This window comes from Paraburkholderia saeva (assembly GCF_907164555.1).
GTDB lineage: Bacteria > Pseudomonadota > Gammaproteobacteria > Burkholderiales > Burkholderiaceae > Paraburkholderia > Paraburkholderia saeva.
The window spans coordinates 590,619-607,528 of sequence record NZ_CAJQZC010000003.1 but is presented as its reverse complement, the minus strand read 5'-3'; the positions used below and the strand labels follow the sequence as shown (position 1 = coordinate 607,528).

The window sequence follows — 16,910 nt, the reverse complement described above, 5'->3', positions numbered from 1 at the left end:
ATCCCTGCTCCCGGTATGGCTGCCTGCCTACGAGGCCTGGTCGTGGGCCGCCGCCCGGCGCGAGGCCTCCTGGACACCACGCACCGTCGCGGCTGCGAGAATGCCAGTCATCAGCAACCCCACCACGCCGAGCAGGACCGAGTCGATCCGGCCGAGTGCGGTCGTGGGGAGCACGTCGCCGTACCCGATGGTGAGCGCCGTAATTGCGCACAAATACAACGTTTGTCCAAACGAGGCGGGCGCCCGGCTTCCCGCGTCGACAGGCCCGCCGACGTAAAACATCACGACCGAAAGCACGACGAATATCAGCAGCAGACTGGCGAGAAATACACGCAGGTACCAGAGCGTCTTCGCAAACTCCGCGAACACGTCGCGAGCCCTTGGGGGCGTGTCGACAACTTTGCTGGCATTGTCCATGACGGGAACCTCTCGCAATCACGTGAAGCATTGAGCAACGTATCGGGTCCCGACATCCGCTTCGGACCATCGACGGCATTACGCTGGCGGCTGTCGCACACGGTCTGGCTGGTCGAGAAGCTGCAGCATCAGGCAGGCGTAGAGCGTCACGGCAATGAAAAGCCCCATACGTACTGCAAAGGCGCTGTAGACATCCTTGCCGGCCACGCTGTCCTGTACCGACTGGCCGAGCAGGATGATCAGCGTGACAAGGCTGTTCAGCCAGAAGCCGGGACGAAACCGCTGCGGCCTGGCGGCATACAGCCTGCGCGCCAGCAGCAGGCCGAACAGCAACATCCACAGGAAGAACATCCACAGATCCACGAAGAGCCTGAGCGCAAACCAGAACACGATGGCCAGCAGTCCGCCAAAGAGCGTCGACCCGAGGAGTTCGCGTGCCGCGCCGCGCGCCGTCGTCGTGCAGCTTTGCCGGCCAAGACTGACGGACTTCATGATGATCGGCATGTAGCTCGCGGGATCGGTCATGGCAAGCACGAATGCCGGCATCACCACCAGCGCGGCGCGTAACGCGATCCGGCCGGCCTCGGCATCCGGCATGACCTGTGGCGCTGCCTGTGCGCGATCCCGCGCGGGCTCGGGAAAGAGCCAGTGCGTGACAGCCAGCACCAGCACCGCAAGCAGAAGCCCTTTGACGAGCGCGCCCACGACCGTGACAGCAAGCTGGTAATCAGCGGTGCCTGCCGCGGAGATCATGGTGAGCCCGGCCACCAGAAACGTCGCGACCAGATTGTTGCCGCCGCGCAATCCATAGCGGAACGCAAGGAAAAGACACAGGCCGATCAGCAGCACACCCGGAAACGCGTAGTAGCGCAGCAACGGGATGAACAGCAGGCCGCAGCCAGTCGTCAACATCACCACCAGCGCGAGGCCGAGCGCGGCCTTGAACGACAGCGGCTGGTTGAGCGTGGCGAGCAGAAACACAGCGAATACCGGCGCGACCACGGGAATCGGCAGGTCGAGACCGAAGCTGGCGGCAAGGCACAGCGCCGTGCCGCTCGCGAGCCGCAGCGGACGTTGCCTGAGAGGTTCACGTACCTTGAACACGGTCGTCATCCCGTCATCAGTAGACGAAGGAAAGCCAGCTCATCAGATGCAGGAACGCACGGCCTGGCAGGTTGAGCGGATTGCCCTGCCCCGGAAACGCCATGACTTCCGCCTGGCCGCCGATGCGAATGCCACGAAGCCCGGACACCACACCGGGAGCAAACTCGACGATCACCGGGAAACGTTGCGCCGGACGCAGCCAGTCGCGGCTGTTCTGGACGGTCGGCAGGCCGCCGGGTGAAGTGCTCTGTCCGTCGCTGACGCCATAGCCGATGCTGCGAACGCGTCCTTCGAATATCTCGCCGGGCAACGCGTCAAGCACGATGCCGACCGGCGTGCCGGGCACGATATGCCCCAGGTTGTTCTCGGTCATGTCCGCACTCACCCATACGTCGCGCACCGAGATCAACGTCATGACGGGGCCGCCGGCTGCGGCGAACTGACCGACGTCCGTGCGCAGATCGGTGATCAGCCCGGCCGAGCGCGCATGTATCTGCGTATTGGCCAGATCCAGTTCCGCCTTCTTCACTGCGGCGGCTGCGCTGCGCAACTGCGCGTTATCCGCGTCGCTGCCGCCCTGCTGTTCGCGCGCGCGCTCCACCTCGGCGCGCGCTGCGGTGACCTGACTCACGGCCTGTTCATGCGTGGCGCGCGCCACTTCGAGGCGGCGCAGCGAGACGGTGCCCTCGTCTTCGCGGTACAGCCTTTCGAGACGGTCGCTATCCTGACGCGCCTTGACCTCATTCGCGATGGCCGCGCGCAACGAAGCCTGCGCGGAATCGATGCCCGCCGTGCTCGCGCCGATCTGACGACGCGTCGACTCGAGGTCGGCACGCGCGCGGTCAAGGGCGATCTGGTATTGCAGCGAATCCACCTCGAACAGGACGTCACCGGCCTTCACTTCCTGATTGTCATGGACGAGCACGCGGATCACCCGTCCCGACACTTCGGGAGCCACCGCGACAACGAACGCCTGCACCCGCGCCTGCTGGGTGTAGGGCGTGAAGCGGTCGGCCAGCAGGTACCAGAGAAGACTCACGCCGATCACAATGACCACCCACCTGACGCCCTTGCCTGCCGCATCGGCGGGGGGCGCTGGTGTCTCCGGCGGCGTCGCGGCTGGCGGTTTCGACGTGTCACTCATCGGGATTTCCCTCCGGCAACGCGCGACGTGTCGTCACAGACGGCGGCTTCGACTCGTTCAGCAGATCGCCCCAGTTGGTGCGTTGTTCCATCTGTTGACGGGTGGCCGCGTCGACAAGCGGCTCACCTGTCTGCCAGCCGCCACCGACGGCCGCGTACAGGGTAATCAGGCTCGACACGGCGTTGCCACGGTTCACCACGTAGGCGTCCTGCTGCGCCGAGAGCGCGCGCTGCGCATCCAGTACACGCTGGAAGTCCGAGTAGCCCTCGCGATAGATCGTGTTGGCGAGCGTGAGCGAGCGCAGCGCCGCGAGTTCTGCGTCGTGCAGGATGCTCTCGCGCGTCAGTGCCGTGACGAGGCTCGTGGCGGCATCGTCAGCCTCGCGCGCGGCCTCGCGCACGGTATTCTGGTACGCAACGACCAGTTGCTGCAGACGTGCGTCCTGCACGCGCACGTTGTTCCTGATCCGGCCATGGTCGAACACGTTCCAGGTCACGCTGGGACCCGCTACGAGCGCGAGCGTGCTGGGCGCGCCCGCCACCGACGTGGCGGTCCATACCAGGCTGCCCAGGATCGTCACCGAGGGATAGAGATCGGCTTCGGCCACGCCGATCAACGCCGACTGGGCCGCCATCTGCAGCTCGGCCGCGCGAACGTCCGGGCGGCGCAGCAACAGGTCAGCGGGCACGCCCTGCAGCACCGCACGGTCAACGAGTGGGATCGTGCCTTCCTTGCCGGGCTGTTCGTCCAGCTCGGGCAGCGGGCCAGGCGGACGGCCGATCAGGCTGGACAGCGCATGGCGGGCAAGCATGATCTGGTTCTCGAAGTCGGGGATGGTGGCCAGCGTGCCCAGATACTGCGTTTTCGCCTGTTGCAGGTCCAGTTCATCGCTTTCGCCGCTCTTGAAGAGACGCTGCGTGATCTCGAAGCTGCGCTTTTGCAGCCGGGCGTTGTCGCGGGCAATGCGCAGGCGCGCCTCGGCCGTGCGCAGGGCGTAGTAGGTCGTGGCCACCTGCGCATGCAGCAGCACCAGCACATCGTCGTGGTTCGCCCGGGCGGCAAAATACGCGGCATCGGCCGATTCGATCGCGCGGCTGAAACGCCCCCAGAAATCGAGTTCCCAGCCAACGCTGAAGCCCGCGCTGTATTGCAGGAAGCCGCCGGAATGGGGATGACTTCCGCCGGAGTGCTTTTCGTCGCCGTACAGGACATCCCCGGTGATCTGCTGCACCTGCGGATAGCGCCCGCTCAAGGCAATTCCGAGTTGCGCGCGGGCCTCCATCACACGTAGGCCCGCGATCTTCAGGTCGCCGTTGTGCGCGTCGGCCTCGGCGATGAGACGCTCGAGATTCGGGTCCGCGAATACCTGCCACCACTGGCGGGCGTCAGGCTGGAGCGCCTGCTGTGTGACCTGCTCGATGGCCGGGCTGCTCCAGTGTTCGGTCCACGCCTCGCGCTGCGGATGAAAGTCGGGCCCCACCTGCATGCAGCCACCGACACACACCGTGCCGATCAGCAGCAGGCGCTCGGCGCGGACGAGGCGCGGCACGGTACGCCCTCTCCGAACATCAGGGCTCAATCTGTTCCGGTGGCACACCCGCGTTCGGCTGGTCCTCTACCCATCGCCAGAAGAGTTGATACCCGACTGCCAGCAACACCGGACCGATAAAGAGGCCAATGACGCCGCCGGTGACCATGCCGCCCAGTGCGCCGATCAGCACCACCGGCATCGGCACATCGACGCCACGCCCCAGCAGCAGGGGCTTGAGGACGTTATCGGCCAGTCCGGCAACAAAGACGTAGACCGCGAAGATGATCGTCCCCACATTGGCACCCTGGGTGGCAATGACGAAAGCGATCACCGGCACCGTGATCAGCGTGGCGGGCAATTGCGCGATCCCGAGCAGCAATACGGCGAGCGCCAGCAGGCCGGCGGCCGGAATGCCCATCACGACAAAGCCGACGCCCACCAGCAGCATCTGGATGAACGCAATGCCAACCACGCCCTGCGCGACCGCGCGAATGGTGGCGGTGCACAGTTCGGCGATCTTCGGGCCGTTATCCGGGCCTGAGATGCGCGACGCGATCTGCACTGCGCTGCGGCTGCCCAGTTCGCCGAAAGCCATGAAGATGCCGGCGACGATCAGGGCGACAAAAAAGATCAGGAGCCCCGCGCCGAGGTTCGTGACCACCCCCAGCAGCGCGACACCGACCCCCTTCAACTGAGGGGTGAACTTCAGCACGAGAGGCGTCAGGTCGGTGGCGGCCTGCAGCCAGAAATCGTAGAGCTTCTTGCCCACCAGTGGCCAGGCTGCCACAGACTCAGCCGGCGGCGGAATCTGGAACGTGCCGCTCTTCGCCATTTCCATTGCACGATCCAGCGAGTCGGCAACCGCGTTGCCCAACAGCCAGGTCGGCACAAGAATGATGATGAGCGCAACGACAACGATGAACGTCGCGGCATAGCTGTCCTTCCTGAGCATCCCGTTGCGAAGTTTGACGTGCACCGGGTAGAGCGTGATCGCGAGTATCAGCGACCAGACCATCAGGTTGAGGAACGGGTAGAAGATCTGAAAACAGGAAATCGCCAGAATCGTAATCAGCCCCGCGCGGATCAATACATCGAGCAACCCGCGCGACAGCGTCTTTTCGGAAGTGAGTGTCGGCAACATCGATTGTTCTCCTCGCGGGTTGGCACGACCTGTCGGCGCTGCGTATCAAGCCTGCCCGTCAAACGTTTTTTGGCCATCACGATGTGACAGGTCCGTGTTCGCCGACGAAGCCCGCATGGAGCAACGTCAATTCATGCGATGTTCTTTCCGGAAAGTCAAACGTGGCAGGGCAGTGCGTTCCCACGACAAAAGTCTAGACCAGCGTGGAAGCAAGGACAACTTAAAGCGACATGGCGCAACCATCGTATGTGAATACGGAAGTGCGCCGGGCTACACAGGTAGTTATAGGTGGTATCGACGATGATGCGAAGGTCGTAAGCGAGTTAAACAAACGTGAAAAGCCGCCATGGCTGACGTGACGATCTGCATGACGAAGTTTGAATCCTTTGCATAATTGCGAACTCTGACGCTTTCAACGGCCCTTGCCTGCCTGGCGTGTAGGACCAAAGTCCGATTGAATCAGGGTGCCCGCGTGACACTATGTACTCGCAGCCTGGGTGTGCGGCGTGCCTGTGATGTGATTGCGCGACCTTGCGGCCAGCGCGACAGCCAGTCGCACCCGAGGTCCGGTCGAAGTCGGTGCACGGTATCAAGACCGCGTGTGCCGGATGGCCCTGGATGACTGCGGACCGCCCAATTGCGCAAGTTGGTGCATTGAGCGGTCAGAAATTTTTCGTGTGTGAAGACAGATCAGACTCTTTCGATCCAGGAGGAACGGTCTGGACTGTCAACGACGAACGGGCCTGTGCTCGAGTCACCTGTCAGATCGTCGCTGTCGCGGGGTCAGCTGGCGCTTTGCCTTCCATGGAGTTATCCGTGCTTTGCGGCATTTGATTTGGAGCCACTAACATGAAATATCCCTTGATCGCACTGGTCGCTGCACTCTCCGCTTGTGCCAGCCAGCCACCGTCAGACGTTCACCCCGTCGGCCAAAGCCAGAATTCTCCCAAGACGGTCGCTCAATGCATCGCAGTGAAGTGGGCGAACAGTTCCGGGCAGACGGTCTATTCGCAGTACATCTACGCCAACGAAACCGCATTCGACGTCTTTGTTCCCGGCACGCCGGCACCGGGCGGCTCGGCTGCCATCGTCCGTCCGTCGCCAACCGGAACCGGGTCATCGGTGGGTTTCCGCGGTGCTGACAGCAATGCGTCCAGTTCCATCAGCCAGTGCCTGTAAGGCTGAGTCGCAGCGTTATTCCAGTTTCAACGCAGCACTCCAGCTCATCAGGGGGCCATCATGAATCGTCGCATGCTGCTCGTGACGGCGGCCTGCTCGCTGGCCGTGCCCGGCATTGCGCTCGGCGCGAGCAAGGAAGAGAAGCAGGCTGAAGTACGCAAGGCGGGACAAAGTGCACTGGCTGCGCTCTACAAGGCACAGCCAGCGGCGCGCAAGGCCGTGGAGTCAGCCGCGGGTTACGCGGCGTTCAGCAACTTCGGCATGAAGATCCTCCTTGCAGGCGGAGGCTCGGGCAAGGGCTTCGCGGTCAACAACAAGACAAAGGCCTTGACCTATATGAAGATGGCCGAGATCCAGGCCGGTCTCGGCATGGGCGTCAAGAAGTTCCAGCTGGTCTGGGTGTTCGACAACGCCGGCGCGCTTAACGATTTCATCTCGTCGGGTTGGACGCTAGGCGGGCAGGCGACTGCCGCGGCGAAATCCGGCGACACAGGCAGTGCGTACCAGGGCGCGGCAGCCGTGGGGCCCGGTGTCTGGCTCTATCAGATTACCGACAAAGGCCTTGCACTCGAAATCACGGCTAAAGGAACGAAGTACTACAAGGATGACGACCTGAATTGAGCGCGAGCGCACCGCGCCAAACCGGTGTGTTCGATCTGCGGACGGCAACCTCGACGGTGAGATTCACCCCGGGGGCCGCACGCATGTGCTGACCTGGGCGAACCTGCCGGACGTACCACGAGGTTACGCGATGAACTGCATCGTGTATCGACTGCTCGCGGGGCTTGTCGTTACCTGCGTCCTGTCCGGTTGCGCCGCAACGACGTTTTCCACGGGCGGACTCCCTTACAGAAGCCGCGCAGAGACACGCTCTAGCGACGGGGTACAGGTGTCGGCATCCGTGCTTTCGGCCGAAGAAAGCGAGCAAGTGTACGGCGTGCCGCTCGCGAAGAAGATGATCCAGCCTGTCTGGATTGAAGTTCATGTCGACGACACGCACAGCTATTTCCTGATGTCGCCGGGCCTCGATCCCAATTTCTTTCCTGCGTCAGAAGCGGCCGAGGCCTTTTCCCAGGACGCTTCGCCGGGTGGCAAGGACGAACTCGACCGGCGCTTCCGCCGGCTTGCGTTCCACAATCCCGTCGTATCCGGCCAGACCGTGTCGGGGTTCGTGCTGACGAACCTTAGCGAGGGCGCGAAGCTCGTGCAGATCGACCTGATTACGAACGGACAGGCACGCACGTTCTCGATCCTCATGTCTGTCCCCGGCTTCCATGCCGACTATCACGCAAGCGAAATATTCTGGCGCGACATTTATCCGCCAGAGAAAATGATCGACTACACGGACGACCGCGCGTTTCTTGCCGCACTCGAAGCGCTTCAATGTTGTGCAACGAACAAGGACGGTTCGAAGAACGGCGATCCGCTCAATCTCGTTGTCGTGGGTGGCCTCGACGATGCTTTTCCCGCACTGGTGCGTCGCGGGTGGAGCCCGACAGAACAGAGATGGTCGGGCGCAATCATGAAGACGGTTACGTCAGCGCTTTCCGGCGAGCGCTATGTCAATGCACCGGTGAGCGACCTCTATCTGTTTGGCCGGCCGCAGGACCTCGCGTTGCAAAAAGCGCGTGACACGATTCACCAGCGCAATCATTTGCGGCTTTGGCTCAGCCCCATGCGGTATCACGGCAAGCCCGTGTGGGTAGGTCAGATCAGCCGCGATATTGGCGTGCGTTTCACGTTTCACTCGCCGACGTTTACAACGCACAAGATCGATCCCGACGTAGACGAGGCACGCACAGCGCTCGCGGAGGACATGGCCTATTCGCAGAACCTGGCAAAGATCGGGCTCGTCAAGGGAGCAGGGGCGGCCCCGCAAAGCGCGCCGCACGAAAACCTGACGACCGATCCCTACTACACCGATGGATACCGCCAGATACTGGTATTCGACCGCCACCCAACCTCCCTGTCAGAGATCGAATTCTTCCCTTCGGAGTCGGGTTCCGGGCGCGATAGCGTGCCGCTGGGAGAGAAGCAATGAGCGGGCTGTCATCGTTACAGCGTGCATGGAGAAACGCTTTGCTCAGTGTTGTCTTCCCGCTCGCGCTCGCCGGCTGCTCGACGTGGTCCGCGCCAACCAGCATCGACGATGCGCCGCTACGCGAACGTGCAGTCTCGGCTACCCGGCAGGATGTGCGCGTGAGCGCGGCCGTGCTGGGATCTGAAGACAGCAGGCGCATGTTCGGCGCCGACATCAACCGAAACAACGTACAGCCGCTATGGATCGAAGTTCAGAACAGGACGTCGCAATCTTTATGGCTGCTGCAGTCAGGCACCGATCCGGATTACTTTTCGTCACTCGAAGTCGCATGGTCGCTGCACTCGCATCTCGGGACAACGACAAATGCCCGCATCGACGATCACTTTAACGCGCTGGCGTTCAAGAATCCGATTCCACCGGGCGAGACGCGCTCGGGCATTCTGCTCACCAACCCGGATCGGGATCCCAAGCTCGTGAATATCGATCTGTTCGGCAGCAGAACGCTCATTCCGTTCACGCTCTTTGTGCCCGTGCCGGACGACCTGCCGGATACGCGCCTCGCACTGACCCTGTTCAAGTATCCCGACCAGGAGATCACCGATTACCATGACCTTGCTTCGCTGCGGGCCGCACTTGAACGGTTGCCGTGTTGCGCCATCGATCCGCAGGCAACGACTGGCGCGGATCCGCTCAATGTTATTGCCATCGGCAATATCGGAGACATCGGGGCGGCGATGGTGCGACGTAGCTATCACCGCAACCTGCACGAGGCTGATCTTGCACAAAGGCTCTTTGGACGGAAACCGGACGTCGTTCTACGCAAGCAGGCGCAGGCGGGCGCGCCCGCAACCTCGATACGCGCGTGGCTCGCGCCCATCCGCTTCAATGCTGAAAGTGTGTACGTGGTCCAGGTTGGACGGCCGGTCGGCGGCCGCTTTGCGCACAAGGGTGGGGCGGACGACGTGCTGCACGACGACGTCGATGAGGCAAGAAATTTTCTGGTTCAGGACATGATGTATTCGGGTGGCCTGGAGAAGCTCGGATTTGTGAACGGCGTCGGTCCGGTACCACAGGCGCATGCGCGAACCACGCTTAACGGTGCGCACTATTTCACTGACGGGTTACGCGCCGTAATGTTCTTCGCAACCCGACCCTTAAGCTTCTCGAACGTTGAAATTCTCAAGTGGGTGCCGTACCTGGAAGAGCGCGAGTCCGCCGCACGTGAGGGGAACGCCGATGCCGGCAAATAACCCTGTTGCGCCTCAAACGATTCTTCATTGGCGCACGTGGTGCGATCGCGGCTTCGTGAGCGTTCTCGTCGCGATGTGTCTCGCCCTTGCGGCATGTGCCTCGAAACCGCTCGTTCCCTACTCGACCGACACGCCCCCGCTCACGCTCGTTCCGGCATTTCAGGCGGGCGTTCTGGACAAACGGGCGCGGTTCCGCGAGATCTATTGCGCGGTGCTGGAAGCGCGCGGCACGACGCTTCCCGACTACCGTCCCTGCGAAGACGCGTTGACACGCGTCGGCACGGAGCCCGCTGGCAGCGCCATGCCCGTCGATCTCGGTCAGTCGGGGCGGCACCTCGTTGCAGCCGTCGTGTCAGGCATCGGATACGACTGCTTCAAGGCCTGGCTGAAACCGCCTGGCACCGTCGCGCAGCATCTTCGGCAATATGGATACGACGCGATCATGCTCGACGTCGACGGGTTATCGGGTTCCGCGCACAATGCCCGCCAGATTCGCGACGCCATCATGGCGATGCAATTGCCTGCGGGCGAGCCGCGACTCGTGCTGGTCGGTTATTCCAAAGGTGCGCCGGATATCCTCGAGGCGGTCGTCGAATATCCGGAGATCCGTAGCCGCGTGGCGGCGGTCGTCAGCGTAGCGGGAGCGGTCGGCGGCTCGCCGCTCGCCAACGACGCCGAACAATATCAGGCAGACCTGCTCAAGCACTTTCCGGGCGCGACCTGCACCTCGGGAGACGGAGGCGCCGTGCAAAGCCTGCGGCCGGCAGTACGCAAGACCTGGCTGGCGCAGAACCCGCTTCCGCCCGGACTGCGCTATTACTCGCTCGTGACGTTCCCGAAGCCGGAGCGCATTTCGTCGATACTCCAGTCGAGCTACGACAAACTCGCGCGTGTCGATCCGCGCAACGACAGCCAGGTGATTTTCTATGATCAGGTCGTGCCCGGCAGCACGCTCGTCGCCTACGTCAATGCGGACCACTGGGCCCTTGCGGTGCCCATCGCCCGAAGCCATGCGACGATCGGCTCGCTGTTCGTCACGCAAAACGATTACCCGCGCGAGGCGCTGACGGAAGCGCTGCTGCGCTTTGTGGAAGAAGATCTGGCGTTGCCCGCAAAGTGATGCAAGGAATGCGTTTGAGAAAGAACCTCGGCAGCTGCCGGCTGAAAGGACCCGCAGCAGTTCCCGCTACAGTCCCTTCAGGGCACCGTCCGAACGATGACCTCAGCATGAGAATTCGTTCTCGCCGGCACCTGTTCGTGCCATTATGAATAACCTGTAAGGAATGCTCGCTTTTATCGGCATGGTTTCCTCGGGCTGACCCTCGACGAGCATACGAAAACCGCCTGGCGCAACAGCCGGGCTTCGATTTAACCCGACACAGAGGAGCGTGAAAATGATCGAATCAGGAAACGGACTCTGGCGGCGCACGGGCGTCATGCTCACGGCCGCCGCACTCCTTGCGCTATCCGGCGCAGCCCTCGCGACCAACCAGTCGCAACAGCGCCAGGAAGGCAGGAATGCAAACCAGAATGCCAAACACGAAGCGCGCTCGAACAAGGTCGATTGCCGGGCCGCAAACGAGAAGAGCAATTCCCAGTGCCGGCAGGACAAACGCGACACGAAACAGGGTGGCCGCCAGGAAAAACGGGACATCAAGTACTGATCGAGGCGCGGCCGCGTCGCACGGCGGAGGGGCGCGGTCGCGTCACTTCCCTTGCGCCTGATGCGCGATCAGCGCCTGCATCTCCGCGATATTCCTGCGCGCCTGTGCCGCCGCCGGCGAATCCGGCGCGAGTGCCGCTTCGAGCCTTTTCCCGTATTCGAGCGCGGCTGCGTAATCGTGGCGATCCTGCGCAGCCGATCCGGCCAGCGCGAGCGCCTTCGGATTGGCCGGATCGATGGCAAGGGCTGCCTGGATCTGCGCCGACGCTTCGCCGTCAAGACTGCCGTTGCGCGCGCTTGCAATGGCATCGGCGTAGTCGGCTCGTAACTGGGCGTCACCGGGAGCGAGCGCAACCGCTTTCGCGTATGCCGCCGAGGCGTCCTCCGCGCGATCGAGTGCGAAATACGAGCGGGCGAGCATGGCCCAGCCATCGGCGTCGGCGGGCTGCGCTCGCAGGCGCATCGCGAGACGCGACACCATCAGTTCCAGCGGCCCCGAATCGATCTCGTGCTGCCCGGCGTACGCGCGATCGAGCGTCAGCGCGGCTGGTTCACCGAGATGCAGATACATCGCAAACGCGGCGGCAGGCATGAGCGCGACGATGAGCGCGGCTGTGCCAGCGCGCGTCGCAACACCGCGCACTGCGGAGGTCTGCGGCGCTCTGGCGGATTCGGCGGATGCCACGTCGTCGAGCAACCGCGCTTCGATCTCGTTTCGCGTCGACTCATGCAGCGCCTTCGAAAGCGCACCCGCGCGGAACTCGGCATCGACGTGGGCCAGTTCGTCGTGATACAGCGTGACGAGGAGCGCGCGGCTGTCCCGTGCGCCTCGCGTACCGGCGCGGCGCGTCAGAGGCCAGGCCACGCACAGCACGGCGAACGCAAGCATCGAGCCGGCAGTCAGCCAGAATCCGGTCATGGCGCGATGTCCTCCGAAGCATGGGAGAGCAGCGCATCGACACGGCGACGCTCATCGCCGGTAAGTGGGCGGGCGCGCATGGCCCGGCGGCGTGCGACGATGCGCACAAGGACGAAAGCGCCAAGCCCGAGGAGCGCGAACGGCCCGAACCAGAGAAGCCAGGTCAGCGGCTTGACCGGCGGCTTGTACAACACAAAGTCGCCGTATCGCTGGACCATGTAGTCGCGCACCTGCGAATCGGTCGCACCGCGTTCAACCTGCTCGACGATCTTGCCGCGCAGGTCGCCGGCAAGCTCGGCGTTGGAATCGGCCAGCGTCTGGTTCTGGCACACGACGCAGCGAAAGCCTTCTTCCAGCTCGCGAATACGCGCGGCGTTGTCATGCGCGCCGGCGCCTGCATCGACTGGAGCTGGAGCCGCAGGTGCAGCCCGGCCCGTCAGGGCAACGCACAGCATCGCCACAACGAGCCATCCGCGTGAGTAGACGATCCTAGTCATCGGCAGGCTCGCGTTGCAGTTGCCGCACGAGCGGCACGATCGTCGAATCGAGCGACGCCTCACTGAGCGGCCCCGCATGCCGGTAGCGGATCACGCCGTGCCTGTCGATCACGAAGGTCTCGGGCACGCCGTACACGCCGTAGTCGATGCCCACCTGCCCTGTCCTGTCGACGATCGATGCAACATAGGGATTGCCCGCCTGCGAGATCCACGCCAGCGCGGCCGCACGCTCGTCCTTGTAATTGAGGCCGTAGACCGGCGCGACCTTGCGGCGCGCGAACTCGACAAGCAGCGCATGCTCATCGCGGCATGACTCGCACCAGGATGCCCACACATTGAGGATCCACACCTGTCCGCGCAACGCCGCCGGTGAAAGATGCGCATCCGCCGTTTGCAGTTGTGGCAGGTCGAATGCTGGAGCAGGCTTGCCGACCAACGCCGAAGGCAGCCGGCGCGGGTCGTGCGACAGGGCCGCCGCGAGAAAAACGCTCAGCACGGCGAACATGATCAGTGGCGCGAGAAAGCGTTTCATCGCTCCACCTCGCCCGCCTGTGGCGCCACGACGGTCTCACGCACCGCGATGCCGGGCGCGAAGCGATCCGTATCATGAGCCGCATCGCGCTCCGCATCACGCGAGGGGTCCGCCGTGCGACGCGTGCGCGGTGCGAGCCGGTAACGGCGATCGCTCGCGGCGAGCGCCCCGCCCAGCGCCATCAACAGACAGCCCGCCCAGATCCAGCTCACGAACGGTTTGATGTGAATGCGCATCGTCCACGCGTCGCGGTTCGGAGCGGCACTCCCGCGCTCACCTACCTGCTCGCCAAGCGCAACGTACAGATCGCGAAATACGCCGCGATCGATCGCGGCTTCAGTCATCGGCGTCTGCTGCACGATGAAAAACCGCTTCTCCGGATACATCATGGCGACCGGATGCTCGCCGCGGCTTACCGCGATACTCGCGCGCGCCGCGTGATAGTTGGGGCCGTCGAGTTCGCGGGTGCCGTCGAAACGAAACGTATAACCGCCCTCGGTCACCGACTGCCCAGGTTCCAGGCGCACGTCGCGTTCGGTCTCGTATCCCTTTACAAACGTGACACCCGTGATGAACACGCCGATTCCGACATGCGCGATCAGCATGCCGTAAAACGCACGCGGCAAGCGCGCAAAGCGCGCCATGAACGGGCCCGGCTGCTTTCCGATGCGCTCCCACAACGCAACGGCAGAGGCACTGACGCTCCAGGCGGCAAGCAGAACACCGAGACCGACGAGCGGTCTGAATCCGCCGACGAGCCAGGGCAAACCGAGCGCCGTCACGACGCTCGCCGCTGCGGCCCAGCGTAGCCGCACCGCCAGGTCGGGCAGGCGCGCCGCCTTCCATCGCGCGATCGGTCCGATGCCCATCAGGAAAACGGCCGGCGTCATCAGCGGCACGAAGACGGTGTCGAAATACGGCGCACCCACCGATATCTTGCCGAGCCCCAGCACGTCGAGACAGAGCGGATAGAGCGTGCCGATCAGCACCGAAGCCGCGGCCACCATGAGCAGGACGTTGTTCGACAGCAGGAGCGTCTCGCGCGACACCGCCTCGAAGCCCGCACCGAGCCCGACCTTCGGCGCGCGCCAGGCGAACAGCAGCAGCGCGCCACCCGTCACGATCGAAAGAAACACGAGAATGAAGATGCCCCGTGCGGGATCGGAGGCGAACGAATGAACCGATGTGATCACACCCGAGCGCACAAGAAAAGTGCCCAGCAGACTCAGCGAAAACGTGCAGATCGCGAGCAGCACGGTCCAGCTGCGGAAGCACCCGCGCTTTTCCGTGACGGCGAGCGAATGGATCAGTGCCGTGCCGGCGAGCCACGGCATGAACGATGCGTTTTCCACCGGATCCCAGAACCACCAGCCGCCCCAGCCGAGCTCGTAATACGCCCAGCCGCTGCCGAGCATGATGCCGAGCGTGAGAAAGATCCACGCGGCCGTCGTCCACGGACGCGACCAGCGCGCCCACGCTGCATTCAGCTCGCCCGAGAGCAGCGCCGCGATGGCAAACGCAAACGCGACGGCAAAGCCGACGTAGCCCATGTAGAGGATCGGCGGATGCGACACCATGCCGGGGTCCTGCAGCAGCGCGTTCAGGTCGCGTCCGTCCATCGCGGGCGGGAGGAGCCGCAGGAACGGATTCGACGTGAACAGCATGAAGAGCAGGAAGCCCGCGGCGATCCAGCTCATCACGCCCAGCACGCGTGCGACCATCGCCATCGGCAACTGCCTGCTGAAGATCGAAACAGCGACCATCCAGAGCGTCAGGAGCAAGGTCCAGAGAAGCAGCGACCCTTCATGCCCGCCCCAGACCGCGGTGAACCGGTAGATCAGCGGCAGCATGGAGTTCGAGTTGCTCGCGACGTAGACGACCGAGAAATCGTTGTTGATGAACGACGCCGCAAGGCAGCCGAACGCGATTGCGACCAGCACGAACTGCGCGCGCGCCACGGGCCACGCGACGCGCATCCACCCGTCGATGCCGCGCGCCGCGCCGACGATCGGCAGCACGCCGTTCACCGCTGCGAGGAGAAACGCGACGATCAGCGCAAACTGGCCGACCTCGGGAATCATCGCCCCGTCTCCTTCGATGGACGGTCCGCAACGCGCAGGGTCGCGCGCGCCTTGTTGACCGCATCGGCGGCTTCGGGCGGCATGTAGTTCTCATCGTGTTTGGCGAGCACCTGGTCTGCCACGAAGGTTCCATCCGGCATCAGCGTGCCTTGCGCCACGACGCCCTTGCCCTCGCGAAAGAGATCGGGCAGCACGCCATGGTAGGTGACGGGGATATCGCGGGCCGTATCGGTGACGAGAAAGCGCACGTTCAGACCTTGCGCGTCGCGCGTGAGCGAACCCTTCTCGACCAGTCCGCCGACACGCAGCCGCGTGCCGCTCGCAACCCGGCCTTCGATCACCTGCGTCGGGGTCACGAAGAACATGACGTTCGAGCGGAACGCATTGAGTGTCAGCGCCGACACCGCACCGAGCGCGGCCAGTCCGCCCGCGACCCATAGAAGGCGGCGCGCGCGCGGCTTCATGAATCGCGGTCCGCCAGCGTGGTGCGCGATACCAGGCGCAACGACGCGGGTTCCTGTGCGTGCGGACGCCCGGGCTCACGCGCCGCCCTCCGGCTCGCGAGCCACACGAGCACCACTTCGAATGCGAGCAAAACGAATGTGATGCCAAACGCGGCCCACACGAAGGGCGCATGAGCGAGGCCCGCCGATCCGTTCATTGTGCAAAACCTCCCGCAGAGTTCGACACGGGTCCGCCCGCGCGTGCCCGAATGATCACGCGCACACGTGCAAGGACGATCGCTATCGAGTAGCACCAGAAGGCCAGCGTCATCACGACGATTCCCCACACCATCGACGGCGCCATGGAGACGCCGCTCCCAAAGCTGAGCGACGCACCTTGATGCAGCGTGTACCACCACTGCACGGAAAAATAGATGACCGGAATGTTCACGACGCCCACGAGCGCCAGCACCGCAGAAGCGCGATCGGCGCGCAGCGGCTCGTCGATGGCGGCATTGAGCGTGATGAAGCCGAGATATAGAAAGAGCAGAATCAGTTCCGACGTGAGCCGCGCATCCCAGACCCACCATGCGCCCCACGTCGGCCGGCCCCAGAGCGCGCCGGTCCAGAGCGCGATGAACGTGAAAAGCGCACCGGTGGGCGCGAGCGCGCGCGCCATCATCGCGGAGAGCCGGGCGTTGAAGATGAGCCCCAGCGCAGCGTAGCCTGCCATGACGACGTAGATCAGCATCGACATCCACGCCGCCGGCACGTGAACGAACACGATGCGGTAGACGTCGCCCTGTACGGCATCGACGGGCGCGACCACGAGGCCGATGTAAAGGCCGGACGCGGCCAGCACCATCGCCGACAATGCGAAACCCGCGATCAGCCGGCCCGCCAGCGCATGGAACGTTTTCGGCGACGCATAGCGAAACCAGTTGACGCGTGTGCCGTGCCTGCTCATG

At 63.8% G+C, this 16,910-nt stretch carries 18 protein-coding genes; 6 read left to right on the top strand and 12 right to left on the bottom strand.

Going from position 1 to position 16,910, the window contains the following annotated elements; all coding sequences use genetic code 11:
* Positions 1-27: 27 nt before the first annotated feature.
* The 5 genes from LPA36_RS10870 to LPA36_RS10850 form a co-directional block, all read right to left on the bottom strand.
* Positions 28-417 carry a potassium channel family protein gene (locus tag LPA36_RS10870; RefSeq protein WP_228876284.1) on the bottom strand — a complete coding sequence of 130 codons (390 nt, stop codon included), beginning with the start codon at positions 415-417 and terminating at the stop codon, positions 28-30.
* Positions 418-495: 78 nt separating this feature from the next.
* Complete coding sequence (locus tag LPA36_RS10865; protein WP_228876283.1) at positions 496-1,530, bottom strand: DUF2955 domain-containing protein; 1,035 nt, start codon at positions 1,528-1,530, stop codon at positions 496-498.
* A gap of 7 nt (positions 1,531-1,537) precedes the next feature.
* Entirely contained in the window at positions 1,538-2,665 is a 1,128-nt protein-coding gene (locus LPA36_RS10860) for an HlyD family secretion protein (RefSeq protein ID WP_228876282.1), read from the bottom strand.
* Positions 2,658-4,214, bottom strand: coding sequence for a TolC family protein (locus LPA36_RS10855; protein ID WP_267478565.1), 1,557 nt, complete (start codon positions 4,212-4,214; stop codon positions 2,658-2,660). The genes LPA36_RS10860 and LPA36_RS10855 overlap by 8 nt, the downstream gene beginning before the upstream one ends.
* Positions 4,215-4,233: 19 nt before the next feature.
* Positions 4,234-5,337: an AI-2E family transporter gene (locus LPA36_RS10850; protein ID WP_228876281.1), complete on the bottom strand. Its 1,104-nt coding sequence runs from the start codon at positions 5,335-5,337 to the stop codon at positions 4,234-4,236.
* Between the two features lie 849 nt (positions 5,338-6,186).
* Between LPA36_RS10850 and LPA36_RS10845 the strand changes: the two genes are divergently transcribed.
* From LPA36_RS10845 to LPA36_RS10820, 6 genes are all read left to right on the top strand, one after another.
* Complete coding sequence (locus tag LPA36_RS10845) at positions 6,187-6,516, top strand: hypothetical protein (RefSeq protein ID WP_228876280.1); 330 nt, start codon at positions 6,187-6,189, stop codon at positions 6,514-6,516.
* A gap of 60 nt (positions 6,517-6,576) precedes the next feature.
* Positions 6,577-7,137 (top strand): lipid-binding SYLF domain-containing protein, encoded by a 561-nt coding sequence (locus LPA36_RS10840; RefSeq protein WP_228876276.1) that lies wholly within the window; start codon positions 6,577-6,579, stop codon positions 7,135-7,137.
* A 130-nt stretch (positions 7,138-7,267) separates the two neighbouring features.
* The gene (locus tag LPA36_RS10835; protein ID WP_228876275.1) at positions 7,268-8,557 is read left to right on the top strand and encodes an LssY C-terminal domain-containing protein; all 1,290 of its coding nucleotides are present in this window, start codon (positions 7,268-7,270) and stop codon (positions 8,555-8,557) included.
* Complete coding sequence (locus LPA36_RS10830; RefSeq protein ID WP_228876273.1) at positions 8,554-9,807, top strand: LssY C-terminal domain-containing protein; 1,254 nt, start codon at positions 8,554-8,556, stop codon at positions 9,805-9,807. Before LPA36_RS10835 ends, LPA36_RS10830 begins: the two co-directional genes overlap by 4 nt.
* Positions 9,808-9,880: 73 nt before the next feature.
* Positions 9,881-10,927, top strand: coding sequence for a lipase family protein (locus LPA36_RS10825; protein WP_228876544.1), 1,047 nt, complete (start codon positions 9,881-9,883; stop codon positions 10,925-10,927).
* 274 nt (positions 10,928-11,201) lie between these two features.
* Positions 11,202-11,471: a hypothetical protein gene (locus LPA36_RS10820; RefSeq protein WP_228876271.1), complete on the top strand. Its 270-nt coding sequence runs from the start codon at positions 11,202-11,204 to the stop codon at positions 11,469-11,471.
* Between the two features lie 42 nt (positions 11,472-11,513).
* Here LPA36_RS10820 and ccmI read toward each other — a convergent pair whose 3' ends face one another.
* Genes ccmI through ccmC form a run of 7 tightly spaced genes read right to left on the bottom strand, consistent with a single transcriptional unit; the run spans position 11,514 to position 16,909 of the window.
* Positions 11,514-12,389, bottom strand: coding sequence for a c-type cytochrome biogenesis protein CcmI (gene ccmI / locus LPA36_RS10815; protein WP_228876270.1), 876 nt, complete (start codon positions 12,387-12,389; stop codon positions 11,514-11,516).
* Positions 12,386-12,886, bottom strand: coding sequence for a cytochrome c-type biogenesis protein (locus LPA36_RS10810; RefSeq protein WP_228876269.1), 501 nt, complete (start codon positions 12,884-12,886; stop codon positions 12,386-12,388). The genes ccmI and LPA36_RS10810 overlap by 4 nt, the downstream gene beginning before the upstream one ends.
* Positions 12,879-13,418, bottom strand: a complete 540-nt coding sequence (locus LPA36_RS10805) for a DsbE family thiol:disulfide interchange protein (RefSeq protein ID WP_228876268.1) — start codon at positions 13,416-13,418, stop codon at positions 12,879-12,881. The genes LPA36_RS10810 and LPA36_RS10805 overlap by 8 nt, the downstream gene beginning before the upstream one ends.
* Positions 13,415-15,499: a heme lyase CcmF/NrfE family subunit gene (locus LPA36_RS10800; protein ID WP_228876267.1), complete on the bottom strand. Its 2,085-nt coding sequence runs from the start codon at positions 15,497-15,499 to the stop codon at positions 13,415-13,417. Before LPA36_RS10800 ends, LPA36_RS10805 begins: the two co-directional genes overlap by 4 nt.
* Positions 15,496-15,963, bottom strand: a complete 468-nt coding sequence (gene ccmE, locus LPA36_RS10795; protein ID WP_228876266.1) for a cytochrome c maturation protein CcmE — start codon at positions 15,961-15,963, stop codon at positions 15,496-15,498. The genes LPA36_RS10800 and ccmE overlap by 4 nt, the downstream gene beginning before the upstream one ends.
* Entirely contained in the window at positions 15,960-16,160 is a 201-nt protein-coding gene (gene ccmD, locus LPA36_RS10790; RefSeq protein ID WP_228876264.1) for a heme exporter protein CcmD, read from the bottom strand. The genes ccmE and ccmD overlap by 4 nt, the downstream gene beginning before the upstream one ends.
* Entirely contained in the window at positions 16,157-16,909 is a 753-nt protein-coding gene (ccmC, locus tag LPA36_RS10785; protein WP_228876261.1) for a heme ABC transporter permease CcmC, read from the bottom strand. The genes ccmD and ccmC overlap by 4 nt, the downstream gene beginning before the upstream one ends.
* Between the last annotated feature and the right edge of the window lies 1 nt (position 16,910).

Coding starts and splice junctions, on each gene's coding strand:
- LPA36_RS10870 (WP_228876284.1), bottom strand. CDS start 417: ATGGACAATGCCAGCAAAGTTGTCGACACGCCCCCAAGGGCTCGCGAC.
- LPA36_RS10865 (WP_228876283.1), bottom strand. CDS start 1,530: ATGACGACCGTGTTCAAGGTACGTGAACCTCTCAGGCAACGTCCGCTG.
- LPA36_RS10860 (WP_228876282.1), bottom strand. CDS start 2,665: ATGAGTGACACGTCGAAACCGCCAGCCGCGACGCCGCCGGAGACACCA.
- LPA36_RS10850 (WP_228876281.1), bottom strand. CDS start 5,337: ATGTTGCCGACACTCACTTCCGAAAAGACGCTGTCGCGCGGGTTGCTC.
- LPA36_RS10845 (WP_228876280.1), top strand. CDS start 6,187: ATGAAATATCCCTTGATCGCACTGGTCGCTGCACTCTCCGCTTGTGCC.
- LPA36_RS10840 (WP_228876276.1), top strand. CDS start 6,577: ATGAATCGTCGCATGCTGCTCGTGACGGCGGCCTGCTCGCTGGCCGTG.
- LPA36_RS10835 (WP_228876275.1), top strand. CDS start 7,268: ATGAACTGCATCGTGTATCGACTGCTCGCGGGGCTTGTCGTTACCTGC.
- LPA36_RS10830 (WP_228876273.1), top strand. CDS start 8,554: ATGAGCGGGCTGTCATCGTTACAGCGTGCATGGAGAAACGCTTTGCTC.
- LPA36_RS10825 (WP_228876544.1), top strand. CDS start 9,881: ATGTGTCTCGCCCTTGCGGCATGTGCCTCGAAACCGCTCGTTCCCTAC.
- LPA36_RS10820 (WP_228876271.1), top strand. CDS start 11,202: ATGATCGAATCAGGAAACGGACTCTGGCGGCGCACGGGCGTCATGCTC.
- ccmI (WP_228876270.1), bottom strand. CDS start 12,389: ATGACCGGATTCTGGCTGACTGCCGGCTCGATGCTTGCGTTCGCCGTG.
- LPA36_RS10810 (WP_228876269.1), bottom strand. CDS start 12,886: ATGACTAGGATCGTCTACTCACGCGGATGGCTCGTTGTGGCGATGCTG.
- LPA36_RS10805 (WP_228876268.1), bottom strand. CDS start 13,418: ATGAAACGCTTTCTCGCGCCACTGATCATGTTCGCCGTGCTGAGCGTT.
- LPA36_RS10800 (WP_228876267.1), bottom strand. CDS start 15,499: ATGATTCCCGAGGTCGGCCAGTTTGCGCTGATCGTCGCGTTTCTCCTC.
- ccmE (WP_228876266.1), bottom strand. CDS start 15,963: ATGAAGCCGCGCGCGCGCCGCCTTCTATGGGTCGCGGGCGGACTGGCC.
- ccmD (WP_228876264.1), bottom strand. CDS start 16,160: ATGAACGGATCGGCGGGCCTCGCTCATGCGCCCTTCGTGTGGGCCGCG.
- ccmC (WP_228876261.1), bottom strand. CDS start 16,909: ATGAGCAGGCACGGCACACGCGTCAACTGGTTTCGCTATGCGTCGCCG.